The following is a 25,917-nucleotide window of genomic DNA, read 5'->3' as shown; positions in this document are numbered from 1 at the left end:
TTTCATGGCCACTTTCGATCAATACGATTACGATGTGCTTGTTATTGGCGCAGGCGGTGCGGGGCTTCGTGTTGCCATAGAAGCCGCTGCTCATGGCGTTTCTGTTGGTTTGATCTGCAAATCCTTACTGGGCAAGGCGCACACGGTAATGGCAGAAGGAGGTATTGCCGCCGCCTTATCAAACGTTGATGAGCGGGATAACTGGAAGGTACATTTTGCGGATACCATGCGGGGAGGACAATACCTGAACGATTGGCATATGGCGGAGTTGCATGCCAAAGAAGCTCCTGATCGTGTGCGGGAATTGGAAGCATGGGGCGCATTATTTGACAGAACAAAAGATGGCCGCATCTTACAGCGGAATTTCGGGGGGCACAAATATCCGCGCCTGGCGCATGTTGGCGACCGTACAGGGTTGGAAATGATCCGCACCTTACAGGATTATAGCATCCATCAGGGTATTGAAGTGCACATGGAATGCACCATTATATCCCTGCTGAAAAATGGTGAGCAGGTGGCAGGCGCTTTTGGATACGAACGTGAAAAAGGCCGGTTTAAATTATTTGGAGCCAAAGCAATTGTAATAGCTACAGGCGGCATTGGCAGAGCTTATAAAATTACCAGCAACAGTTGGGAGTACACCGGCGATGGCCATTCCCTGGCATACCATGCGGGGGCAGAACTCATGGATATGGAATTTGTTCAGTTTCACCCAACCGGTATGGTCTGGCCGCCGAGCGTTCGCGGCATTTTGGTGACTGAAGGAGTCCGTGGTGAAGGAGGTATTTTGCTGAACAGGGAGCATAAACGGTTCATGTTTGATGAAATCCCCGAATTGTATCGTCATCAAACTGCAGATAACGAAGAAGAAGGATGGAAATATACACAAGGCGACCGGTCTGCAAAACGGCCCCCGGAATTGCTCACCCGTGATCACGTGGCGCGTTGTATTGTTCGTGAAATCAAAGAAGGGAGAGGCAGCCCGCACAACGGCGTATTTCTTGATATTTCCTGGATCAAAACAAAAATTCCCAATGCGGCGGAGTACATCAGGAAAAAGTTGCCCAGCATGTACCACCAGTTTAAAAAGCTGGCAGATATTGATATTACCAAAGAAGCGATGGAAGTAGGCCCCACCACCCATTACATGATGGGCGGCATCAGGGTAAATGCCGAAACGCAAATGTCGACAGTGCCAGGTCTTTTTGCTGCCGGCGAAGCAGCCGCTGGTCTGCACGGTGCAAACCGGCTTGGAGGTAACTCCCTATCGGACCTGCTTGTCTTTGGCAAACGTGCCGGTGAATTTGCAGCAAAGTTTGCCAGAGAAAATAAGCAAGCCGGTATTGATCACCAGGCTGTCGAAGTAATTGCCAATAAAGCAGTAGAACCATTTGAACGAACGGATGGAGATAATCCTTTTCAGGTACAATACGACCTCCAGGAAATAATGCAGGACCTTGTAGGTATTGTTCGCAAAGAAGAAGAATTGTTGAAGGCGATATCAGCATTAGAAAAATTACAGGAGCGATCCCGCAAAGTGCGGGTGATTGGGAACAGGGAATATAATAACGGATGGCATACTGCATTAGATCTGCAACATTTATTGACTGTTTCGGAAGCCATCACGAGAGCGGCCATAGCACGAAAAGAAAGCCGTGGAGCACATTTCCGGGAAGATTACCCGGAAAAAGATGAACAAACAGGCAATTGTAATCTGCTCCTTGTTAAAGGACCAGATGGACAGATGCAGGTGAAGCGTGCCTCCCTTCGTGAGATGCGTGCTGATCTTAAGCAAATCATTGATGAAATGAAATAATGATGACAGTTACCTTTCAAATATGGCGTGGTAATGCTTCGGGTGGAAAATTTGAAAGTTATGCTATTGAAATTGCTGAAGGTATGGTGGTGCTCGATGCGGTGCATCAGATACAGGCTGAACAAGCCAACGACCTGGCGGTACGCTGGAATTGTAAGGCCGGCAAATGTGGCTCCTGCTCGGCCGAAGTCAACGGTATACCCAAACTGATGTGCATGACCCGTTTAAGTGACCTTCCCCTCCATAAACCGGTGCTGCTGCAACCCATGAAAGCATTTCCCCTGATCAGGGACCTTGTAACGGATGTTTCGTGGAATTTCAGCGTAAAGAAAAAAATTAAAAAGTTCAAACCCCGCCCTCCCGATGCAAAAGACGGTACCTGGCGAATGTTTCAACAGGATATTGACCGGGTACAGGAATTCCACAAATGCATAGAGTGTTTTTTGTGCCAGGATGTGTGTCATGTGCTTCGTGAGCATCAACTTCATGATGCATTCATTGGCCCACGGTTTTTAGTGCATGTTGCCGCACTGGAAATGCATCCCCTCGATATGGAAGACCGGCTGGAAGAGGTGAAGAAAGCGGGGGGGATTGGTTATTGTAATATTACCAAGTGCTGTACAACGGTTTGCCCTGAGGATATTACTATCACAGACAATGCTATTATTCCGCTAAAGGAAAGGGTGGCAGACAGGTTTTATGATCCTGTGAAAAAGTTCTTCCGGTTTTTATTTGCAAATCATTAAATAATCAGCCATGTTTGAACTTAAACCCATCTCCGGAGAGAGCATTCCCGGCGCCATTGAAAAGGCAGAACGTTACCGGCTACTTTGTGAACCGGTGCTTGCTGAAAGTATCTGCCTCGACATATTGGAAGCAGATCCGCAAAATACCAGGGCAATTATCATCTTGCTGCTGGCCATTACAGATCAGTTCTGTGCTTCCTCATCGGGGGATGTGAGCCGGGCGCGTCAACTGCTACCCAGGCTTCACAATGAATACGAAAGAAATTACTATGCCGGTATTATCAGTGAACGCGAGGGCATAGCCATTTTCAACCGGGGAATGGCTGGCAGTCATTTTGCGGTTTATGAATGGCTGAACGAAGCCATGACGTTTTTTGAGAAAGCTGAAGCCCTTCGTCCCCCTGGTAACGATGATGCCATACTGAGGTGGAACACCTGTGCCCGCCTGATCATGCGTCATCGCCTGCAACCAGCAAATGAAAGGTATGTTGAACCTCCATTAGAATGAAGCAGCAGGAATCTGCACCCTCCCAACCAAATTTCAGGTTTGGTATATCTATGTATTTAATACCTAAGGGTTGCCAGACAGCCAAGAGCTCATATTGAAAAAGTGTATCGCCGGCGATAGAATTGCCCAGGCAAAACTGTATAACTTATATGCCCGCAAAATGCTGGGAGTGTGCATGTGGTATGCCAAAAACAGGGAAGAAGCAGAAGAAATTCTGCATGATGGGTTTATGCGGGTGTTTACCTATTTAAAAAAATATAAAGGGAATGGCTCCCTGGAGGGATGGATACGGAAAATTATGGTGAATGCAGCACTTTTAAGGTACAGGAACCGTGCTTCTCACCTCCAACCTGTATTTGACCGGAATCAGGATGCCCAAAACATTGCAGAGAGTGCTTCCATTATAGCCAGCCTGGAAGCAAAGGAATTGGTACAACTGGTTCAAAAACTCACACCAGCCTACCGGATGGTGTTTACGTTGTATGTACTGGAAGGAATGAAACACCGGGAAATTGCCGCCATGTTGGGCATTTCCGAAGGAACCTCTAAATCCAATCTTGCAGATGCAAGATCTTTATTGCAAAAAGCCCTGAAGCCTCAGAAAAAGATATCTTCTATTTAGAATAACGGGAGCATGAATGAAAATTTACCAAATATAGATGATGCTTTTGCTGCAGCATACCGGTGCCTGGAGGAACAACCGTCGGACTATGTGTGGGAAAAGATCAATGCCAGCCTGGATAAAAGAGATGTTGAGATCTACAAAAGAAAATTTATTGGCTGGAAAAGAATGGGCATACTTCTTTTACTGCTTTTAACAGGTATTATTCTTTACGAATCGAGGGACATAAAGAAAAAACCTGGTCGACCTATTCAGCATTTGTCCAACAAAGCAGCTGCCAGGGCTCCTGCAAAAAATGAAGCCATTCATCAAAAGCCTTTTCAATCAGGTAATCCGGTTGCCTCTAAACGGTTAAAAAATACAATCAGTCAGGGAATGGACGAAAAACCGGGAAGCAATAGTTCAAACTTATTTAAAGAGCCCCCTTCTGCTATTGAACACCTGGTAAAGGGAAGACCCGTTATCGCCTCCCTACCGGGAAAACCTAATGTCCACGATGCTTTACCAGGAAAGATAAAAGAACCGCTTGATCTTCCGGTTACGGATCAGTCTGTTTCATTGGGCTACACAGGAAGGAAGAAATATCCTTTCAGCTCTTACTGGGCTTTCACCGGTCTTATATCCTACGACCAGGCCAGCTACCGGCTTGATAACGATAACCCGGCGGCAACAAAAATTAAACAGGGTGAAGAACGGGAATCTTCTTTTTCCTTAGGAATATTAATAGCCCGCCAGTTAAAAGAAAAATGGGCTTTACAATCCGGTCTTACCTTTTCTCATATTGTTATAGGCGTCGATCCCCAAAAAATACCGGCTTCAAAGCAACCTGATGGAACTATCTCTTATAAGTATACTACATCTTCCGGCTATGGTTATGTAAATCCCGGATCAGGCACCCCACCCCTTATTGGCGATAGCCTTTTTACAGAAGAGGGAACACACACGATTCAATACATCAGCGTGCCACTCTTATTGAGATACAGGGCTGGGAAGGGGAAACTTTTATTTACTCCTGCTGCAGGGATCTCTGCCAATTTTTTGACAAGTGCAAAACTGAAGACAGAGATTGAAAATGCTGCCGGCAGGGAAACAGTTACTATTACAAAGCTGCATGGAACAAGACCGCTTCATTGGGCATTGATGATAGATGCTGAATTGCAATATAGGGTTAGCAAAAAAATAGCTGTTAACCTTCGTCCCACTTTCCGGTATGCATTATCGCCTATTTCCAAACAGGCGGATATAGAAACCTTCCCTTATAGTGTTGGCATGGGTATAGGGATCACATATCGATTTTAACGCTGGCTCTACCCAACCTAATGCGTATTATCTGTTGTCTATTCAACTGACTTCACCACATTCATATTAAAAGAAATGAAAAACATACTCCTCATCTTCATTGCCATTAATGGCATCATCTTTCCTTTTTGCCGGATGGCAATTGGTCAGGTCCCGGATACACCGGCTTTTCTCAAAGACAGAGGAACAGGCATTCCTACTTCCATGTTCAGTACATACATCAATAAAGGAGAATTTATCATTTATCCTTTTTATGAGTATTACTATGATCACAATTTTGAATATAAGCCGGCAGAACTGGGCCATAGTCTGGAACAGGACCTCAGGGGTCGTTATAGAGCACATGAAGGGCTGATTTTTATTGGCTATGGCATCAGCAATAGATTGGCTGTTGAGCTGGAAGCAGCGGTTATCAGTGCCACGCTATACAAATCTAAGGCAGACAGTTCCAGCATGCCTGCTGAGCTGAAGGAGTCAGGGTTAGGGGATGTGGAAACTCAGATCAGGTACCGGTGGGCCAATGAATCCCTGAGCCGGCCGGAGATTTTCAGCTACCTTGAAATTGTGTTTCCTTTTCAGAAAAACAGGAAACTAATTGGTACGCGCGACTGGGAATTCAAATTAGGGTCGGGGCTCATCAAAGGTTATCGCTGGGGAACCGTTACATTGAGGGCTGGAATAGAATACGATGCCGAAGAAAAAAAGGCAGGCCTGGGAGAATTTGCGATCGAATACATGAAACGGATTTCCAAAACAATCAGGGTCAGCTTCATAGTGGAGGGTTCTGAGGATGAAGTAAGCCTTATTTCGGATTTGCAGTTTCATATCAATAAAAACATGTTTATCAGGATTAATAATGGCTTTGGAATTACGTCAAAAGCTACGGATTACACACCGGAAGCGGGAATATTGTTTCATTTCTGACATTTTATCTACACTGCTTCCTGTTGTCTCATCGCCATAGGAGAGCGGCCAAACCGCTGCCGGAAGGTTCGGCTGAAATGAGAGGCACTTTCAAAACCACTTTCAAAAGCTGCTTCTGTAACTGTTTTGCCCAGGTTAGTGAGCAGATGAAGAGCATGGTTCAACCTTTTTTCGATGAGCCATTTGCCAGGCGATGTTTGATAGATTCGTAAAAAATCGCGCTTGAAGGCCGACAGGCTGCGCGTACTCAATCGGGCAAATTCTTCCAGCCCCAGGTTAAAACAAAAATTATCTTCCATTACCCGTTGTAAGGTTATACGTTGCGGCTCCTGTAGCAGGGAACAGAAATAGGACAGCAATTCCCTGTTGGCTGGATTGTCGGCAATAGTAAGGATCAATTCCCTGAACTTAAGTTCCAGCAAAGCAGGATCGGGTTCCCGGTTCGTGTCGAAATACGATAGCATGGATTGGAAGAAAGTTTGCACTGCCTCATTGTTTTCAATGGGGATCACCGGATGGTGCTTGTCGGACGTTTTATAGATAGGTGCTGATTTAGACTTCAATACTTCACTGATAAATTCGTCGGGTATAAAAAACACTTCCACACAAAAGGTCGAATCCACAAAATGCTCCACAATGCAGGCGCCTTTTTGCACCAGTACACAACTGCCTTTCTTTAATTCATAGGAACCCTGGGCGGTGTGCCAGATCCGCCGGCCTTCTATGATATAAATAATGTAATTGTGATGACTCCAGAAATCTTCGTATTGTACCTTGTACGAACAATTGATGGTAGTGATAAGCGATTGCCGGCAGCTAAGTTGCCGGTAGAAGCTGGAATTGGCTGCTATCTTTGTGTATAAATTGTACACCCCGTGAAATTGTAGCATAAAGCTACAGGCCAGGATGTTGCCGGCCTCTCCCCAAAAGTGGTGGTAAGCTATACCTGAAAAAAGAGCCCGACTCCTCATTGGAGGGCAGGCTCTTATTGAGGGATGAACAGAAAGGTCATTTCAGAGAAGAATTGGACGATAGGCACTGGCCAAATATATTGGCGCCTGTTTTCCGGCCTTGTTGTAAACCCGCATCGATAGAAGGCTGGTAATGAATGCCTCCATACAACCTCGACTGGCCAGCCTCCTGGGCAATGGCAGTGAAGGATTTGTAAGAGCGGGGAGCAAATCCCATATAATCATACGTGTGGTCGGTGAAGGAATGGACATCACTGAAAAGTTCGTCGAATATATAGGCGGCTCCGGCCGAAAGGGCCGAATGGGCTGAAGGATACTCCGGGTGGGCGGGCGTACCCAGCAAGGAACCCCAGTTGGGGTATCCCATTGTTTCTCGTATATAGGTAATAGGTCGCACCAGGTTGTAAGTATATTTTACCTGGAAACAACCGATCAAACCATCATTAACACCTGCTCCTGTAAGGGCATAAGCCAAGGCTGCTTTGGCCAGCGAGGCATCGGTTTGCTGCACGGTTTGCAACAGAATGCTTAACCAATGGCCGGGGGAGGAAACGCCCGGTACATCACGCCAGTAAATGGCCATGTTGGTTTGATCGGTAGTAAGATTTAGAGAGGCGTCATATACCTTTTTAACCATCTTGTAAAAAGGAGAATGAATATCGGTGGAATAAGCCGGAGGCGGGCCGGGATGGGTATTCACCAGGCTGCCTTTTACTACCGGCCTGTTTTTACCCCAGTGAGGAGTAGCCGGTGGGGCGAAAGCCGGTGGAGTAGGCTTCCATAAACCGTCACCTACCGGTGGTGTATAGGGAGCATTGGCGTTTTTATAACCATCTGTTTCTGCCCAGGTATACACGGCTGTGGCAACGTCTTTACCAAATTGTACAGAAACTTTTAACTGGCCCTGATTGATTTTGGTAAGGAAGGTTTCGTTCAGGGCATTTTCCAGGGAGTCAATAGCAGCCTTATCAGTGGCGCTGGCGTTGGGAAATAACGACCGGTTAATAGAGGCTAGTGCGGCATTGACATTCGCCGGCCAATAATACTTTTTTTGATTGGAGGCCTGGGGAAGCCCCGTAAGCCCATTCCATGACCGTTTCCAGAAATTACCGGGTATGCCGGGTACGACCGACTCCCAGGCAGCAATACCGGCATACACGTAATGCCGGGAAAAACCATGATTGGGGATGCCTGTGGCATTTTTCATTAACCGTAATTGCAGGGCCATCCATTTTTCAATGACATCGGCAGAATACTCCGTGGGGCGGTCGTCCTTACCTGGATGATGATGCCAGAAATCGCCCCATTTGTTGCAGGAGCTGAAAAGAAGAAGAAAGAAAAAGAAGGGCAGCGTAAATACAAGGAACTGCCTGTTCATCCTGTGAAATGATGAAAGCATAATTAATGGTATTTGGTTGTTAAAAAATCAGGGTATGATCAGGGTATAATTGGAAGGACAGGCTTTTTCAGGGAATACATCCTGTATTATGACTGCAAATTGGGATGATCCCCGGAAGTTGACTTGCCTGTAGAGTCCATAAATATTGCAGGAAAGCTCAGGTTGTAAAAAGGGGCCAGTTTATCATTTTAATGGATAACGCTTTACAGCCTCCGGTAAAATCAATTAAATTAGATGGATCAACACTGTATGAAAAGAGAAAATGCTATAAAAATATTCAGGGCGGCCATTGCTGACGTGCAGCCTGCTCATTTGTTACAGCAACAGTTGACAGTGAAAGAGAATGCGCTTGTGATTGGCGGGCAGTTAATAGAAAGACATACATTCGATCATGTATATGTTATCGGATCGGGCAAGGCCGCTGCGGCTATGGCAGCAGCCACCGAAGCGATATTGGGCCACCTTTTGAAAGAGGGGGTGGTGGTTACCAAATACGGTCACTCCCTGCCCACCGGTAAAATACGGATATTGGAAGCCGCTCATCCGGTGCCGGATGAACAGGGCGTGGAAGCAGTTACCCAAACCTTACAGTTGTTGGAAAAAGTAACAAAGGATGATATCGTAATTTGTCTCATTAGTGGTGGTGCATCTGCTTTGTGGTGCGATGTGCTCCCCGGTACTACGCTGACCGAAGTGCAGGCTACTTTTGACCAGTTGATAAGATCAGGCGCTGCCATTCATGAAGTAAATACGGTGCGTAAGCATCTTTCGGGTATTAAAGGCGGGCAATTGGTGCGTCATTGTCATGGAGCCAGGGTTTTTTCCATGATCATCAGTGATGTGCCTGGTGATGACCTGGGGGCTATTGCAAGCGGTCCTACTGTAGCCGATTCATCTACTTTCCAGGAGGCATATGCTATTCTTTCCCATTACAACCTGCTACCGGTATTGCCGCAAAGCGTCCGGTTACATATAGAGCAAGGAAGAAAAGGAATAATCCCGGAAACACCCAAGCCAGGGGATGTACTTTTTAAGAATACTTTCAATAAGATCATTGGCAATAACCGCATGGCCGTAGAAGCGACGGCTAAAAAGGCTAAGGATATGGGCTATCATACCTACATCATTGATCCATTAATAATCGGTGATGCGGAGACCGAAGCCAGGAAACTGGTTGCATTGGCTTTAAATTACCAGGGGGAAAGACCGGTTTGCATTATACAAGGCGGTGAAACAACGGTGAAGGTTACGGGCCAGGGCAAAGGAGGCCGCAACCAGCATTTTGTATTGACTGCTTTAAGCGAACTCAATAAAAGGCAACATGAAACAGGTGCTGGTAATATTTGTATACTAAGCGGCGGTACCGATGGCACCGACGGGCCAACCGATGCCACAGGCGGGGTCATTGATAAAGAAACCCTGCACCTGGTGACTCAAAAGAAACTGGATATAGAAGCCTACCTCCGGGAACAGGATGCCTGGCATTTCCTGAAGCAGACAGACAGCTTACTGATAACCGGCCCCACGCAAACCAACGTAATGGATATCATGATGGCTATTGTACAGTAAACCATACCAATGACAAACACGTATTACCTTTTCCTGCTACTTTTTGCAAGCATTGTCTTTATCATATGGATTACCGCCTACAGGAAAGTCAACGCCTTTTTCGCCTTACTCCTGGCGGCATTAGGTGTGGGGTTACTAAGTGGGTTGCCCCTGGAAAATGTGGTTACTGTACTTAAGGCAGGATTCGGTCATACCATGGAAAAGATCGGTCTGCTCATCCTGTTCGGTACTACCCTGGGGGTAATATTGGAAAAAACAGGCGCCACCATCAGCATGGCCAATGCCATCTTACGGATAGTCAAAGAAAAAAATGCACCGGCAGCCATAGCGCTGACAGGCTTCATCATTGGCCTTCCCATATTTTGTGATAGTGGCTTCATCATCCTGAGCGGCCTGAATCACTCGCTGGTAAAAAAAGCGCATCATCGCATGCCGGTCATGGCTGCGATATTGGCTACTTCCCTCTATGCGGTCCATTGCCTGGTGCCGCCTCATCCGGGCATTACGGCTGCCACCGGCACTGCCGGGGGAGAACTGGGAATGGTGATGCTCTGGGGTATTGTGTTGGCCATACCGGCTGCACTTGTTGGTTATATATGGAGTGTGTGGCGGGGGAAAAGTATTACGCATGAATACATAGAGCCGGAAATTGAGGAAGTAGCAGTGAAGCGCCTGCCGCCACCCTTGCCCTCTTTCTTGCCTGTTGTACTGCCCATTGCTCTAATTGCTGTCAGATCAATTATGCTGCTTTTTACAACACCGCAGGAAACGACGCAAAGTGTGGCCTTGCAATTCATCTCCTTTGTGGGTGATCCCGTAATAGCCCTGGCCATTGGCATCCTCGTATCCTTTATCCTCATTCAGCAACAACATAAAAAGGAATTGACCCATTGGCTGACGAGTGGCGTGGAAAAAGCAGGCATCATCCTGGCCATCATTGCTGCAGGCGGTATGTTTGGCGAAATGTTGCAGGCTACCGGCATGGGCAAAAACTTAGGGGATATGCTTAGCGGACTCTCACTGGGTATCTTCTTCCCTTTCTTAATTGCCGCCATCATAAAAACAGCGCAGGGTTCTTCTACCGTGGCGGTCATTACGGCTGCATCACTTGTTACGCCTTTGCTGGGCAGCCTCGGGTTGCAGTCACCCATGGGAGTTACATTGACTATTTTAAGTATGGGTGCCGGCAGCATGATGGTAAGTCATGCCAACGATGCCTATTTCTGGGTCATTAGCCGCTTTTCCAACCTGCAAACGGCCGCTACACTGAAAGTGTACAGCGTGGCAACTTTGTGGATGGGCCTTACGGTACAGCTATTGATCTGGGTAATATGGGTATTGGGGAAATAAATTGCGTTTGTGCAAAAACTATATTACTTTCGGAAGCATACAACATCCCTTAACCCTGGCTAATGAAACTCCCTAAAAAGCGCTACCTCATAGTAGGTATTGTAATCTTACTAATTATACTGCGGGAGGTGGGCACACTGGATATTTCCTGGTACAAGAATAACATTACTGGCAATACAACCAGCAATTGGCAAAGCACTGCTACCATCGCTAAGCCTTCTATGAAAATCAACAGAGCCTGGGAGGAAACGATCAACAGTCCCTGCAACTTCAACGGACAGGCAAGCAATATACCGGTCAGGGTTTACTATAAGGGACGAACCGTTATAGGTGCGGATGTAAAATGCCAGGCCCTGAATGTGGAGATCAATTCGCTTTCTCCGGGAATGATCTGGACACCTTTGATCAAATCAGCTAACTTCCGCGCCAGTGCCACCTGTTACGCCTCCATTACGCTCACCGGGAACGAGAATGGCAAGCCGGTACAAACATCCTATAACGTTAGCGGGAACATAAACGTTACAGGTAGCATACAGGTATATGGGACCTGCTCCTACCGGAATGCAAAGCAAATGGTCCAGGACTTTGTGGTGCAGCAGGTTTACAACAAGGCCGCCGACTATATCCATAAATAATAACCTTCCTCAAAAATCCACCTCATACAAAAATTTCATCTGCCGTTCACTAACACTCCGGGGGATCCGCCGGAACAAAAAATTCCGGATCGCAACCAGGAACGGGTTATCCCATTGCGCCACCTTGCCCACCTTCCAGGAAGTATTCACCACATAATGAGTACGCTTTAGCCGCCGTTGCTCAAACGACCGGAAGGCTTTGGGCACATCCCTATTCTTTTTCAGCTCATCAGCCAGCACCACAGCATCTTCTATCGCCTGGCAGGCGCCTTGCCCCATATTGGGGGTAGTGGCATGGGCAGCGTCGCCAATTAGTACAATCCGGCCAAAAGCATAAAGAGACAGAGGAGGCAGATCAATGATATCACCCCAGATCAGGTTGGTATCCTTCGTTTGTTCAAGAATAGCAGGTATAGGGTCATGAAACAACCGGAAATGGTCCTGCAGATCTGCTACCTTATATTGTTGCAGGCGTTTATCATGCTGAGGAGCATTGATGCAGGCAAACCAGTAAATCTTGTCATTGGCCAGCGGACAGATACCAAAACGGCCGGACTTTCCCCAGGTTTCTGAAGTGGTAGCCAGGTTAAGCGACGAATTGTCAATCACCGCCCGCCAGCAGGTATAACCGGAATACCGTACCGGTACATCGGGCAGTAGTTTTTTGCGGATCACGGAATGAATGCCATCGGCTGCGATCAGGAAGTCGGTTTCATGAACGGTACCATCATGAAAACTGACCGTAACCTTATTGGCTTGTTGCACTACATCCGTTACCCGTTTATCAATATGTACACTGGTGGCGTTCACTTTGGAAAGCAATAACTGGTGTAAGGCTGCCCGGTGGATCGTAAAATTATCAACACCATACTTTTTACCGATGGCTTTGCTGTCTATCTGTGTGAGGGCTTTCCCTTTTTCATCATAAATAGTAAACGAATCCAACAGGCGTCCTTCGGCAATCACCTCCTGCATACAACCCAGCCGGTCGAATGCTTTCAGGGCATTCGCACTCAGGGCAAGCCCGGCGCCAATCGCTTTAATGTCCGGTGCTGCTTCAAAAATGGTTACCTTAAAACCTGCCTGCTGCAGTGCAATGGCTGTAGTGAGTCCGGCAATACCGGCGCCAATAATCGTAAATCCGGGATTCATGGTGCAAAAATATCAATCCATGATGGCTTGCGGGCTCTTTTTAGACAGGCTGCTACTTTTTCTGCTTCAGTAGCATAAACCGCGATCAAATGGGTGCGAATGGAGTCGGGTGTGGGACTTGTTTGTCCGTTGGCTAGCAGCGTGATCTTATTGGAAGGGAGGGCAGGCATGTGACAGTCAATACAATTGGTAACAAGGACCGGATACGGGACAGATCTCGTCTTGCAAAAATTATGACCGTTCGTGGAATGGCAATTCATACAGCCTTGGGAAAGTGCTGTCACATTCCTTTCTGTAGTATGGGGATCATGGCACGACGAGCAATTCATATCCTTGCTTTTCCGGAAGCACTGACTGGCCATGAACAACTGGTATTGATTGCCATGCACATCCAGTTCAGTGGCTTTTGTCGACTTCGTAAAATCAGGGTAATAATAATCCGACAGGGCATCACCGGGCTTAAAGGCAAAGGCGGACTTTTGGGGTGTCTTTAGCCCGGAATGACACAGCGCGCACATATCCAGTTTAGCATTGTTGGCCAGGGAACTGATCCGGGTAATATGCATCGGTTGTTTCTCCCGGGGATTTGCTGTATGGAATGTTACATGGTTGGCGGCCGGTCCATGGCAACGTTCACAGTCAATACCATAAATGATCTTGTTCTGCTCAAACATTTCAGTGGTGGTCACGCCCTGCAACTTTACCTCTTTAAGCGCTACCATGGAGCTATGGCAGCCAAAGCAGGTGCTGGGGATCACTCTGTCAAACTTGGGATGGGATGCCGGGAAACCGGGACTATTGGCCCAGCTATGTGCCGGTACAAAATAGGATACCGGCAATTGAAAATACTGGTCTGCCTTCCAGTAAAGATACGTTTGCGCTTTCCTCGATGAACCAATGGCAATATCAAAGGGATAGCTGCCCTGTAATAATCCGTTCACATAGGTCGATTGAAAAAGACCATTGGCCCGGTCTTCCATTACCACCCTGGAATTAGGGTTATAAGAGAACACATTATCCGGTGAAGCAAAGCTGCCTGTAACAGTTTCTTTCGTGGCCGGCCGGGAAGTATTGGCATGAGCCGTAGAAACATAGGAATCGTAAACAGCTTTATGGCAGCTTATACAGGTAGAAGACCCTGCAAATTGTTCACCCCTGATATCTGCTTCATCAGCCTTGCTATCCACGCACTGTGAAAAGATAATAATACAGGACACAATAAAGCAGCATACATACAGCAGGCGTTTATTCATACAAGGGGAATGATGCTTAAATATACTGATACCCCCGCTCTTCTACAACTGAAACACCCACACCACCAGTGCTGCAAACAGTGTATTCAAAAAATTGACCCCATCATTCTTAATAATCCCTTTACGTTCCAGGGAGGCGCCCAATACAGAATCCAGCAGGTTACCGGCTATACCGGCAACAACGATCAGCAGGCTTGCTTTACCCACACCAAAAGCCACCCCATAAATAGCCGCAATGACCATAGCGCCTGCGGCGCCCAATAAAGTGCCTTCCAGGCTGATCACGCCATCCAGTCCACGCTGATCTTTTTTAAAGGTCAGCACATTATAAAAATGACGGCCATACACCGTGCCCAGCTCAGAAGACAGTGTGTCGGCGGTAGCGGAAGCAAGGCTGGCAGCCAGCATCACCACATACAGGGAGGCGTGGGCAGGATCGGCCAGTGCTAAAATGCCCGATATAGCCGCCACGCCCCCATTGGCAAAAACCTGCCCGGCTGTTCTTTGCTGTTCATGAAGTCCATCTGCATGCATGGTTGCTTTCAGCTCCTTGCGGTGCGAAGTGGCCAGGGTGCCCAGGATAAAAAAACTGGCCAGCATCATCAGGCCGGCGAATCCCGCACCGGCAAATACCAGGTAGCCGATCAGTCCGCCTGCCAAAGAGGCCGGCACAGATAACTTACCCGTCTTCACACTGAGCAGCATACCCAGTAAAAGACCGCCGATAACAATAAAGTGTACAGGAAGAGAATGAAGCATACTCACCTCGCGAAACTATACAAATTTCTTTATCCTCATCCTGGCGCAAGTATGCAGCCTGGCCATGTGCGGGGGCGTACTTGTGCCTTTCGCTATTTTAACATTTTAGAAAAACAATAAAAACCGCTCGCTACCGTTTTTGCGCCTTCTCCCGCCTGTCTGTTAACTATTCTTAATAAATTCCTAAAGGCTGCACCGGGCTTGCGTTTTAGGTTTTCTTTATCATTCGGCTATATTAAAATCTTCTACATTTAATTAACAACTGATATACCCTGTATTTCTTTGAATATACAACCGGCGCATTATGAAAAAAAGATCGGGCGATTTCTTCGGGGCTATGAAAAACTGGCTCATTCCGGAAGGTACCAGGGACCAACCGGTACCCATCACCAACAATGATATATTAAAGGAACTGGTAGATTGTTTTGATGATTCCTGCAAAACGGAATCTGTTGGCGCCAGCCTCATGTTCAACATGCACTTCCTGGTCATATTACATCCCGATGTCTATGAACAACGCTTGCCTTCTTTTCCGGTATTGGTAAAAGAGGCCGTCAAAATGTTCTATAAAAAACTCCAGGTATACCGGAAAAATTATGAAGACCTATCTCCGGTATCTTCCCATTGGCAATTCAGGTTTGGTCCGGCGCTTGACTTCAACAATGAAAAAATAGGTCCTTATGACAGGAAAGTGGTAGGCATGCTCACGGGTATCAGGGCCGGCGGTATAAACGCAGAAAGGCGGCATACCGCCAAAGTGACCATGAAGTCAAAAGTTACCAACGTGTTTGACAAAATGGACATCAACCTCGAAGTGCTGCGGCATATCCACTTTGCCGAAAGCGGCAACTTTACCATCAAATTCAGCAATGACCTTTCCCTGGGCGGCGGATCAACCATCAGGCAGGCGCGCAATACGGAACATGGATTTGCAAGGATCGAATACTTCATGGGCGATAAGAACAAAGGCGATACCTACATCATGAAGGATACTGAAATAGTCATAGCCCGGAAAGAGCCGGAAAACCAGGGGTATAGCAACTACCTGTTGCTCGATTCCAGCTACGTATCCAACCCCCATGCGCGTATCCGGTTAAATGATGCGACCGGGAAATGCCAGATTGCTTCCTTCAGTTCCAATGAAACCAGGGTCAATGAGATCATCATTGCCAAAAGCGATGCGCATAGCCCGCGCTGGTTCGACCTCCAACCCCAAAGCCAGATATTACTAAACGGTATCATCACCCTTGAATTCAAACAGCAGCAATAACCATGGCTACAATAGTCAGTACCTGGGTGCTTTTTCTGTTCATCGTTCTTTTAGTAACGCGGCATTTTAAAAACCTGCCCCGGTAAACATGAAGAAAATACTTATCAGCGGAAATACTGATCCCGGCAAACGCCGGAAGGAAAACCAGGATGCCTGGATTGCACGGCAACTATGGTCGGCCGATAAGGCATTGCTGGCAGTCATAGATGGAGTAGGAGGATATACCGGCGGGGAAAAAGCCGCCGCTATTGCCAGGGATAGCATACAACAATACATGCAGGAGCCCAAGGGGGATACCCTTACCATGTTGCGCGAGGCCGTCATCTTTGCCAACAACCGCATCGTGGAAGAGAGAAAAAAAGACCAGCTCATCAGCGAAATGTGTTGCGTGCTCACAGCAGTAGTGGCCGACATCTCCGCGCAATGCATCTGGTTTGTACACATAGGCGATACCAGGCTCTATCGTTACAGGAATGGCAACCTGCAAAAACTCACCAGGGACCATTCCTTCGTAGGCATCCGGGAAGATGCGGGGGAAATGACTGAGCTGGAAGCCATGCGGCATCCGCACCGCAACCAGATACTGCGTGAAGTAGGCTCTGCCCAGCACAGGCTGGATGATGAAGACTTCATGGACTATGGCCGGGAAGACTTCCTGCCGGGTGATCTCTTACTGCTGTGCAGTGATGGCTTGACCGACATGATTACGGGGCAGCAGGTAGCTACTTTACTATCAACAGGCCAGCCTTTGAACCAAAAAGTAAATGGCCTCATTACATTGGCCAATGAAATGGGCGGGCACGACAACATAACCGTTGTCCTCCTGCAACGCCAGGTCGCTGCTGTGAAAAAACAAGAGAAAAAAGGACCTGCCCCATCCGCAGAAAGCAAAGCAACAGCAACGTCGTCAAAAGTTAACCACGAAGCTGCTCATGCATCCAACCAGATGGCCGGCCCGATTACCGATTCGCCATCATCCATTGCCGATTCCCGACTGCCGACTGCCGATTCCCAACCACAATCACCCTATTCCCCTCCCAAACTCCTCTGGGCCGCCCTCATACTATTACTGGTTGTCGGCGCTGGCTGGTATTTCTCTCCACCCAAAAAAGCAACCGCAACAGTACCGGAAACAAACCGTATAGATAGCAACCGTACAGCCCCGGTCATGCGCATCAGCCATCCCGCTGTGCCCGGCCCTGTTGTCGAAGAAAAAACTGATACGCTGCGCATCGCTTCGCCACTAAATTGGAAATACCTGGAACACTATGTCGATAGTACCGGCAAAACCCTCGTGCTGATGCCTGCTAAAAACAGTGCACGTGGGGTTGCTGTAAACATCAATGAACAGTCTGCACAGCCCGGTGATACCCTGCTCATCAAAAACATACGCATTAAAAACTTTGAAACGGGCATCAAAATACAGATCCCTGTACGCCTGAAAACAGAAAACCTCGTATTCGAAAACACCCGGTATCCATTCCATCATCTTGTGAAACCCGATAGTAACCATACCTCCCTATTGATCATGAACAACGACAAGCGATAAACCATGGCCACCTCGATCTTCAAAGAATACTTCAAGGGGTATGAAATCCTGGGTGAACTGGGAAGGGGTAATGCACGGGTACTAAAGGCAAGAAGCATCCACACCGGAGAGCTCGTTGCCATTAAGCACTTTGCTTTCAATACCGATCCCGATACACTCCGGCGTTTCCAGCGTGAATCGGAAATCATGAAATCCATTCAGCATGATTACATTGTTAAGATCATAGAAGTACACCTTGATGCAGAATTGCCTTACATTGTAATGCAACTGGTAGAAGGCGGCGACCTGCGCAGCCTGCTGAGGATGCACCGAACACTGGACGTTCCCACTGTCATCAGGCTGGCGCATCACATGGCAGAAGCCCTGGACGCCATTCACGCCAAAGCAGTCGTTCACCGGGATGTGAAGCCGGAAAACATTATGTACCGTAAACACCCTTCCGGGGAGATACAATTCTTACTGACCGATTTTGGCATTGCAAAACTGCGGGAGCAATCAGATTCCATCACTGTTACTGGGGCTTCCATGCTCACCTACGATTATGCGTCGCCGGAACAATTCAACCAGTCGAAAAATGTATCTACGCCCACCGATTTCTATTCATTGGGCGTAGTTATCTATGAATGCCTTACCGGCGTAGTGCCTTTTGAATACGAGCAGGACGACCTGCTCATGCACATCAACCGGGTAATCGCATCGCCCATTCCTGTTCCCCGTCTGCCGGATGGCCGCACATTGCCGCCCAGCCTCCTGCTATTGCTGGAGGGCCTGCTCACCAAGCAGGGTACACACCGCCTGGCTGATCCCGTACAGGTGAGGCATCTTTTAAAAATGGCTGCCATAGAAGACCTGCGTGGTATTACAACAATAACACCTCCTGCACCCAGGCACACCATCCCGTATGAGGCGCCGTCCGTACCGCCGCCGGCCAAAAAGAGCCCGGTTACATTCATAGCTGTTGTATTGCTGCTCATTAGTGGAGCTGTCTTCTTTTCCTGGACAACCCTTATCAAGTCGAGGGCAGATGCGGCAGAGCCCGAATCATCCAAGATCAACCCTTCCCGGGTGAAAGAAGTAAAATATACCGTGCCGGGAGAAAAAACAAAATACCAGGTAACGCCCACACGCCCCCCGGTAGGAGAAATACTCTCCATTGCTGCAGGTCCGCAGGAAGTGGTGGAAACGGAAAGGGCTGCCACTGCTGATCCCGGCATCACCTTAAACAATGGCATCTACTTCAATGATTTTAGCGATCCGGAGGATACTTCCTGGGATATAGGGGCAGATGACAACAGTGAGTTCAGCCTGGAAAACGGGAAATATGTAATGAAAGGGCTGGCCGATAGCCTGAGTTATTCCACCGCCATAAAGATCAATCTCGACATCCACAAAGACTTCACCATAACAGCCAATGCCACCCATTGGAGTGGCAGTACAGGTGATCCTTTCGGCATCAACTTCTGCGGTGACCAGGAACGGGATTCCTACTTCGTGTTTTACATCACGTCCAATGGGTACTATTCCATTGGCGCTTTAATAAAGGATCAGTGGAACGTGCTGGTAGATTGGACGGCATCTCCCAACATCCGGCCGGATGCCGGGATGAACATGCTTACCATTGAAAAGCAGGGTGGCTTATTGCGCTTCTTCATCAACGATCAGTTGGAGAAGATCATGGGCTTCCCCGGTGGGTTTGGCAATTACTTCGGTTTGCGTGTAGACGGCGCCCAGACCGTATCATTTGATCAGCTCATCGTAAAAGGATCACAATAGGCGCTGCCCCTTGGCGATGGCTTTGTCTCGAAACAAACGTCGCCCCATCGGGGCCACCGCTTTGTAGAAAACGTAAAAAAAATCGTAGAAAGGGATGCCCCGTAGGGGCTACCGCTTTGTAAAGACATGGCTGTTCGCGAAAAACATATCAAAAAGAACACAACAAAGGAAGGCTGGCTACTGCTGACCGGCACAGCATTAATACTGCTCCTCTTTTTCTTTAAGCTTTGGCAGGCGCTCAGCCCACAACTGGAAAAAACAACCACCGCTTTGGGGGAAGGCAGGGCCCTGAAACTTGAAAGCGTCATCAACAAAGACGCCCTGAAAAAGATCATTGCCGATGGTAACTACTATACTGATCAGCGTGACATAGACCTGCTGGCCGATTCCCTGGCGCATAAACTTTTTACCATTGGCCAGCCGGATAACCTTGGGGCGCTCAATAAAAGTGCCTATGCCATCACAGCGCCGGTATCCTGGCAGTCAAACATAGGTGGCATAGATTTTCGTGGCAGGCTGCGCGCATCGCGACAAAGGCTTGGGCTCGATTCTGCTTTATACGTACAGGAACTAACCGGCCCCGTCAGCTATCCTGCTGCACTTCATGTTGCCGCAGGCGACAGGCAAATGACGGGGCAGGTCCTGTACCAGGATCGTCCCATGGAAGGAGTGCTCATCCAGTTAAGACAGCACATTCCCTCCCTCGATGAAGATTCGCTCACCGGCGTTATCGGTTATGCGCGTACCAATGCAAAAGGTGAATTTGCATTTACCGGTTTATTCCGCGATTCGGGCTACAGCGTATTGCCCGTCAAACCCGGTTATGAATTTGGAAGCAGGAAAGGCACCAGCCGGCTGAACCAGCGGGCCGCTTACACCTTTACCGCCAGGCCTCATAAAATAAGGCTCATTGGTCCAATTGCCTATGGACAGATAAAAGAAGACAGCGTATTAATCGTCAGAACACCGGAAGAATTCAAAACCAGTTTTCAGATCATAGCAGGAGCCCTCATCCTGGCATTCTTCATCGTTCACCTCATCTTATCTGTAAGAAAAAAACAGCCCGATAGCTTCCTGCTGCCGGTGCTCTTGTTATTGTGCGGTATCTCCGTGCTTACCCTCTTTAGCATCCAGCACCCATTGACCGATTCATTGCATGCTTTCCAAACCCTGCAGGGCATCATTGCCGGGCTTGTAGCATATACTATTCTATGCAGTGTGAACATAGGTAAACTGCATACCCGCTGGTGGTTTGATGGCCTCTTCAACTTCAAAAACAGGAATATCTATCAGCTCAAAGGATGGACATGGCTGGCATTGGCCATACTGCTGGCTGTTATCACCGTCTTCATAGGAACAGGCCCCGAAGGGAGTGGTGTAAAAGTCAACCTCCAACTGGGCGGCTTCACCTTCCAACCCAGTGAGATCACTAAGTACCTGCTCTTATTCTTTCTCGCTGCCTTCTTTGCTGCCAACGGAGACAACATCCGTAACCTCTCCGACATACGCTGGCGCTTCTACATCAATTGGGGAGTACTGGCAGGCATTGGCGCCATCCTCGCACTCTATCTTTTCATGGGCGACATGGGACCGGCGCTGGTTGTTTGCTTCACCTTCCTTTTCTTTTACAGCATTGCACGCGGCAATCTCCTCTTCACCGTATTATCGGGCCTGGGCTATTGTGTGCTGTTATGGTTCCTGCCCGGATGGATGGCTACAGTGGCCGCTTTTCTGCTTGTCATCATCGTATTACTGGTGCAGGGGAACCTGCGCAGTATAAAATGGTATGGTTCTCTGGCAGCCATAGCCGATGCGCCGGTCATCATACTGATCGTCATTGCAGCTTTTGCTTTCGGTGATCGTATGCCCGGCATCGGAGAGCGGCTGGCCGACCGGAAGGCCATCTGGCAAAGCCAATGGAACAATGATGTATTTGGTGGCGATCACCTGGCCCATAGCTATTGGACACTCTCTTCCGGTGGTTTCTCCGGTCAAGGCATTGGCCGCGGGTTTCCCAACACCATGCCGGCCGCCCATACTGATATGATCCTGCCCAGCATCGGTGAAGAAATGGGGTGGCTGGGGCTCGTAGCGGTATTCCTCTTATTCGGTATCCTCATTCACCGTACCTTCCTGCATGCCCGCAGGTCGGGGCAACCTTTCACCTTTTACCTCTGTGCCGGTATTGCCATCACCATCGGTATACAACTATTAATAATTGCCGGAGGCTCCATTGGTCTCCTGCCGCTTACCGGTGTTGCTGTACCCTTTCTCAGTTATGGTAAAATATCACTCATCATCAACCTGGCCGCCATGGGTATCGTGGCAGGCATCTCCGCCCGGGCAGGACAGGAAGTACAGCAGGAATATACCCGTAAAAACTATGATCCGGTCCTGGCTACAGGCATCTCCTTCTTTTTGATCGGCATCATCGTGCTGGGCGCCAAACTATTCTTTGTGCAGGTTGTTGATCGCGATGAATATATTGTAAAGCAGGCGCGCGTGGTCATGCGCAACGGTGTGCCCATCTACAGCTACAATCCCCGCATAGATAAACTCATGCGACTGCTGGCTGCCGGTAACGTCTACGACCGTAATGGGCTCATACTGGCAACCAGCGATGCCGCAACTATCCAACAAAGCCTGGACACCTTACAAAAGGCAGGCATTACCAAATTGCAACTACAGGAGCTCTCGCAAAAAAGGGTACGGCGTTTTTATCCTTTTGCAGAAAACCTCTTCTTCTGGACCGGCGATTACAATACCCGTTTATTCTGGGGACAGGCGAATGGTTACTTTGCAGAAGCGCGCCACCTCACAGCCCTCCGTGGATTTGGTATTACCCGCGAAATACAGGATTCTGTACATACCTTATACCAGCCCGATCGTTTCACCAGGCCATTCTACAAAACAGTACCACTGGCGCGCTATGATTATACAGCCCTCACAGAAGGATTGAAGGCCGGCATTGACAGCAATGCAGCCCCCATCCGGAAAATAAGGGATAAGGAACGCAACCTCTACCTCAGTGTGGATGCTGCTTTACAAAAAGAGTTGCAGGATTCTTTGCACAACAGCCTCTTTAACAATAAGCGTATCTCTATAGTGGTATTGGATGCCACTTCCGGCGATGTGCTGGCATCGGCATTAAATCCCCTGCCTGACCTGCAATCGCCCGAGCTCATGCAATTGTCCGACAGGGAAAGAGGCCAACTGGAAATGCCCGTCACCGAAAGGGACCTGGGGATGACCTATGCCACAGCGCCCGGCTCTACAGCCAAAATATTGACTGCACTGGCCGGCCTGAATAAAATGGGCGCTGCCGCCGCTGAAGTGCGATACACCGACATCTACCGCAATGAGATATTCCGCGACAATAAAAGAGAACAGGAACCCTTCATTCCCAAAGTGCAATTTGTTGACATGCATGAAGCCATCGTCAATTCCAGCAATATCTTCTTCATCCGCCTGGCCAACGAAAATCACCTTGAGGAAGAAATGGCCGCCTTATACGAGGCAACAGGCATGAACCTTGAACAACGGGGCGGCTACAACTATACCTTATCAAACGACAGGCAAAAAATATCGGCCGACCTGGCCGTATGGAAAAGAGATGCCTTGAGTCACGACCGCAGGCAATACAACAATCCAAAATACATGGGTACCACCAAACGGTACCGCAGTGTATTCTCCGGGCTTGCCTGGGGACAAAGCGTATTGACAGCTACGCCCGCATCCATGGCGAGAATGGCAGGCGGTATTGCCAATCATGGCGTATTGCAGCCCTCCCGTTATCTTTTGCAGGCAGCCGGGGAAACACAGCCGGTACCGGAAGGTATCAAAATATCGAGAGACACGGCCTATACCTCCCTGCTCAGGCAATACATGATAGATCAGTCCAGTACACCGGGGCGGCAAAAAATAAAAGATAGTAAAGTGGCGGGCAAAACCGGTACGCCGGAGCGGATCGTCAAAGGAGAAAAGCAATCGGATGGCTGGTACGTCTTCTTTGCGCCCACACCAGACAATAACTCGTACACCGTTGCCTGTATCCGTATAGAAAGCGGGCAAAGCTCGGCCAATGCGGTCTTGCTGGCCAATACAGTCACTAAGATCTTGCAGCGAAGAGCATACATGGGTTCATTTTAAATCAGCGTACAATGAAGAGCTTAATCAACAAACTGAAGAAAAGTTTTGGACTGACAGATGACTCAACAGTAGTTGAACAGTCTGCATCGGCTCCCGAAGAAGCGCCGGCTTCTTTCATTCCAGCTACGCCGGTAAAACGGGATGCCATCATCAGGTTCATCATTCAAACATTAAAACCCTATGTGGATGAAAAAAGCATGTCGGTAGCCGGCCTTCGTTTTTACATCCTGTGTACCAGCCAGGAACAGGAAGAAGCGGCCGGCATCGCCTTATATACCGATAAGCCGGGCATGTTCAAAACGGAGCAACTGGAAAGGAAACTGCTCAACCACTTCATACAACTGGAACAGGATTGGTTCTTCGAATACCATATCGTAAAAGACCAATTGCCGGAAAACTGCATACAGCAGGACAGCTTTGGTTTAAAGGTCATTCGTGCCGGCGACCATATCGTAGAGAAATATTCAACAGCCTGTATACAGGTATTGGTAGGGCAGGCGGAACAATTTGAATACATCCTCAATCCGCATACACAGTTACGATTTAATATTGGCAGAAGTAAAACTCCGCAATTGTCATCCGGTAAAATTCAATTGAACGACATCGTATTTTTGGCAGCAGGGGAGCCTGGCTTTGATGAGTCGGTGGGCCGGGCCAACCTGCATGTCAGCCGCAACCATGCCTACATCACTTACGATCCCAAAACCGACAAATACTTCCTCTATCCGGATAAAGGCGGCCTTCCCGACAATGGCAACAAGATCAAAGTGCACACCGCAGATGATAAAATAAAATGGCTCAACATGTATGGCATAGCCCACCCCTTGCAGGAAGGCGACCAGATAGAACTGGGCGGCGAAGCTGTCTTGCGGTTTAAGAGAAACTAAAAACCACTACCCACTCAGCCACCCAATAATTAATAATCAGTAATCAATAATTCCTAATAGCTACAACACCAGCCGCTCATGCAGCTTCTCCAAAGTAGTCAGCGGATCAGTACAAAAGCCCGGATGTACCTTGGAGCTTTGTACAATCGTGCTGCGGGTGGCAGTGAGCCAGCGGAAGCGGGAGGCCATATCCAGTTTGGCAATGGGGCCACCGGCTGCATCGCCCAGGCAAATATGTTCAAAAGCGCAGAGATATTCCTTCACCTCTTCCACATCCAGTCCGGGACCAAAAGCGCCCAGCCTTTTCATGTCCAGTGTATACTTCGTTTGCAGGAACCGGAGCTGCTTGCAATACAGGATAACGCCCACATTCAGGAACTCTTCCCGTTCTACCCTTGGCACCACGCGGATCACCGCATACTCAAATAAGTGTTGTTCTTGCATACTGGGCTTCTTTTACAAAAATGTGAGATAGGGCGATACGGGTCAGCAGGAACTGCACATATACTTCCCGGCGTTCAGTGGCCGGGATCTCCGGCGATCCGCCGGTGAACCATTCATCGGGTACCAGGCCAACAATAGCACGGATGCGTTCCTCAGTTAATAGTGGTTTATACACCGCATCTACTGCTTCCAACTCACTGGCCTGCGGCAGCAGCACATGATCTTTTATGGGGGCAAAGGGGCGTTTGGCCTGTTCTTCCCAGTTGGTCCAGGAATGATGAAAATATAGGGCGGCGCCATGATCAATCAGCCACAATTCCTTATTCCATACCAGCATATTTGTATTGCGGGCTGTGCGGTCTACATTCGTCAGCAGGCAGTCCAGCCATACGATCTGCGAAGCCAGTAAGGAAGGAAGTTTAGTTACAGCAGGGTCGTACGTAATAGAGCCTGAAAGATAATGCAGGCCCAGGTTCAGTCCCACACTGGCTTTCAGCAGGTCCTGTATCTCTTCATCCGGTTCTGTGCGGCCAAAAGCGGTGTCGAGATGGGCAAAAACGATCTCCGGTATCTTCAGGCCAAGTGTGCGGGCTATCTCACCGCCGATCAGTTCAGCGATCAGTGATTTAACACCCTGGCCCGCTCCCCGGAACTTCAGCACATACAGGAACTCATCATCGGCCTCTGCAATAGCAGGCAGCGATCCGCCTTCCCGCAGGGGCGTCACATAGCGGGTCACATTTACCGTTCTGATCTTTGATTCATTCTTCATAAACAAAGCCTGAAATTAACGCCAAAAATTAACCTGTACAAAACCAGAACGGGCATCCACCTGGACGCCC

Annotated in this window: 21 protein-coding genes; 14 read left to right on the top strand and 7 right to left on the bottom strand. The window is 48.4% G+C overall.

Going from position 1 to position 25,917, the window contains the following annotated elements; genetic code table 11:
* Positions 1 to 4: 4 nt before the first annotated feature.
* The 6 genes from HB364_RS02015 (at position 5) to HB364_RS01990 (ending at position 5,915) form a co-directional block, all read left to right on the top strand.
* Positions 5 to 1,816: a fumarate reductase/succinate dehydrogenase flavoprotein subunit gene (locus tag HB364_RS02015; RefSeq protein ID WP_167286227.1), complete on the top strand. Its 1,812-nt coding sequence runs from the start codon at positions 5 to 7 to the stop codon at positions 1,814 to 1,816.
* Positions 1,817 to 1,818: 2 nt separating this feature from the next.
* Complete coding sequence (locus HB364_RS02010) at positions 1,819 to 2,562, top strand: succinate dehydrogenase/fumarate reductase iron-sulfur subunit (protein WP_208419834.1); 744 nt, start codon at positions 1,819 to 1,821, stop codon at positions 2,560 to 2,562.
* Positions 2,563 to 2,572: 10 nt separating this feature from the next.
* Complete coding sequence (locus HB364_RS02005; RefSeq protein WP_167286225.1) at positions 2,573 to 3,070, top strand: hypothetical protein; 498 nt, start codon at positions 2,573 to 2,575, stop codon at positions 3,068 to 3,070.
* 94 nt (positions 3,071 to 3,164) lie between these two features.
* Positions 3,165 to 3,692 carry an RNA polymerase sigma factor gene (locus HB364_RS02000; protein WP_208419833.1) on the top strand — a complete coding sequence of 176 codons (528 nt, stop codon included), beginning with the start codon at positions 3,165 to 3,167 and terminating at the stop codon, positions 3,690 to 3,692.
* Positions 3,693 to 3,704: 12 nt separating this feature from the next.
* Positions 3,705 to 4,991, top strand: coding sequence for an outer membrane beta-barrel protein (locus HB364_RS01995; RefSeq protein ID WP_167286223.1), 1,287 nt, complete (start codon positions 3,705 to 3,707; stop codon positions 4,989 to 4,991).
* Positions 4,992 to 5,066: 75 nt separating this feature from the next.
* Entirely contained in the window at positions 5,067 to 5,915 is an 849-nt protein-coding gene (locus HB364_RS01990; protein ID WP_167286222.1) for a hypothetical protein, read from the top strand.
* Between the two features lie 8 nt (positions 5,916 to 5,923).
* Here the strand turns inward: HB364_RS01990 and HB364_RS01985 are convergent, their stop codons facing one another.
* Both HB364_RS01985 and HB364_RS01980 read right to left on the bottom strand, forming a co-directional pair.
* Positions 5,924 to 6,805: a helix-turn-helix domain-containing protein gene (locus HB364_RS01985; protein ID WP_167286221.1), complete on the bottom strand. Its 882-nt coding sequence runs from the start codon at positions 6,803 to 6,805 to the stop codon at positions 5,924 to 5,926.
* Positions 6,806 to 6,923: 118 nt separating this feature from the next.
* Positions 6,924 to 8,285 carry a vanadium-dependent haloperoxidase gene (locus HB364_RS01980; protein WP_167286220.1) on the bottom strand — a complete coding sequence of 454 codons (1,362 nt, stop codon included), beginning with the start codon at positions 8,283 to 8,285 and terminating at the stop codon, positions 6,924 to 6,926.
* Between the two features lie 249 nt (positions 8,286 to 8,534).
* Here HB364_RS01980 and HB364_RS01975 point away from each other — a divergent pair, with 249 nt between their 5' ends.
* The 3 genes from HB364_RS01975 to HB364_RS01965 all read left to right on the top strand — a co-directional run bounded on the left by HB364_RS01975 (position 8,535) and on the right by HB364_RS01965 (position 11,839).
* Entirely contained in the window at positions 8,535 to 9,854 is a 1,320-nt protein-coding gene (locus tag HB364_RS01975) for a glycerate kinase type-2 family protein (protein WP_167286219.1), read from the top strand.
* Between the two features lie 9 nt (positions 9,855 to 9,863).
* Entirely contained in the window at positions 9,864 to 11,204 is a 1,341-nt protein-coding gene (locus HB364_RS01970) for a GntP family permease (protein WP_167286218.1), read from the top strand.
* A 62-nt stretch (positions 11,205 to 11,266) separates the two neighbouring features.
* Entirely contained in the window at positions 11,267 to 11,839 is a 573-nt protein-coding gene (locus HB364_RS01965) for a hypothetical protein (RefSeq protein WP_167286217.1), read from the top strand.
* A 9-nt stretch (positions 11,840 to 11,848) separates the two neighbouring features.
* Here the strand turns inward: HB364_RS01965 and HB364_RS01960 are convergent, their stop codons facing one another.
* From HB364_RS01960 to HB364_RS01950, 3 genes are read right to left on the bottom strand one after another with little or no spacing between them, the layout of a single operon-like run.
* Complete coding sequence (locus tag HB364_RS01960; protein ID WP_167286216.1) at positions 11,849 to 12,991, bottom strand: FAD-dependent oxidoreductase; 1,143 nt, start codon at positions 12,989 to 12,991, stop codon at positions 11,849 to 11,851.
* On the bottom strand, positions 12,988 to 14,244 hold the full coding sequence (locus tag HB364_RS01955; RefSeq protein WP_167286215.1) for a multiheme c-type cytochrome: 1,257 nt from the start codon (positions 14,242 to 14,244) through the stop codon (positions 12,988 to 12,990). Before HB364_RS01955 ends, HB364_RS01960 begins: the two co-directional genes overlap by 4 nt.
* A gap of 42 nt (positions 14,245 to 14,286) precedes the next feature.
* Positions 14,287 to 15,003 (bottom strand): DUF92 domain-containing protein, encoded by a 717-nt coding sequence (locus HB364_RS01950; RefSeq protein WP_167286214.1) that lies wholly within the window; start codon positions 15,001 to 15,003, stop codon positions 14,287 to 14,289.
* A gap of 304 nt (positions 15,004 to 15,307) precedes the next feature.
* Here HB364_RS01950 and HB364_RS01945 point away from each other — a divergent pair, with 304 nt between their 5' ends.
* The 5 genes from HB364_RS01945 to HB364_RS01925 all read left to right on the top strand — a co-directional run bounded on the left by HB364_RS01945 (position 15,308) and on the right by HB364_RS01925 (position 24,631).
* Positions 15,308 to 16,273 carry an FHA domain-containing protein gene (locus HB364_RS01945; protein WP_167286213.1) on the top strand — a complete coding sequence of 322 codons (966 nt, stop codon included), beginning with the start codon at positions 15,308 to 15,310 and terminating at the stop codon, positions 16,271 to 16,273.
* Between the two features lie 88 nt (positions 16,274 to 16,361).
* On the top strand, positions 16,362 to 17,822 hold the full coding sequence (locus tag HB364_RS01940) for a PP2C family protein-serine/threonine phosphatase (RefSeq protein ID WP_167286212.1): 1,461 nt from the start codon (positions 16,362 to 16,364) through the stop codon (positions 17,820 to 17,822).
* Between the two features lie 3 nt (positions 17,823 to 17,825).
* A complete protein-coding gene (locus HB364_RS01935) occupies positions 17,826 to 19,595 on the top strand; it encodes a serine/threonine-protein kinase (protein ID WP_167286211.1) in 1,770 nt (589 codons plus the stop codon).
* 126 nt (positions 19,596 to 19,721) lie between these two features.
* Complete coding sequence (locus HB364_RS01930; protein ID WP_167286210.1) at positions 19,722 to 23,744, top strand: FtsW/RodA/SpoVE family cell cycle protein; 4,023 nt, start codon at positions 19,722 to 19,724, stop codon at positions 23,742 to 23,744.
* 11 nt (positions 23,745 to 23,755) lie between these two features.
* Positions 23,756 to 24,631, top strand: a complete 876-nt coding sequence (locus HB364_RS01925) for an FHA domain-containing protein (protein ID WP_167286209.1) — start codon at positions 23,756 to 23,758, stop codon at positions 24,629 to 24,631.
* 60 nt (positions 24,632 to 24,691) lie between these two features.
* On the opposite strand, the gene HB364_RS01920 is transcribed toward HB364_RS01925, so the two are convergent.
* Both HB364_RS01920 and HB364_RS01915 read right to left on the bottom strand, forming a co-directional pair.
* Entirely contained in the window at positions 24,692 to 25,075 is a 384-nt protein-coding gene (locus tag HB364_RS01920; RefSeq protein ID WP_167286208.1) for a DUF3037 domain-containing protein, read from the bottom strand.
* Entirely contained in the window at positions 25,053 to 25,847 is a 795-nt protein-coding gene (locus tag HB364_RS01915) for a HipA family kinase (protein ID WP_167286207.1), read from the bottom strand. Before HB364_RS01915 ends, HB364_RS01920 begins: the two co-directional genes overlap by 23 nt.
* Between the last annotated feature and the right edge of the window lie 70 nt (positions 25,848 to 25,917).

The organism is Paraflavitalea devenefica (assembly GCF_011759375.1).
Lineage (GTDB): Bacteria > Bacteroidota > Bacteroidia > Chitinophagales > Chitinophagaceae > Paraflavitalea > Paraflavitalea devenefica.
Note: the sequence above shows the minus strand (reverse complement) of the source record. Positions and strands in the feature narration are given on the sequence as shown.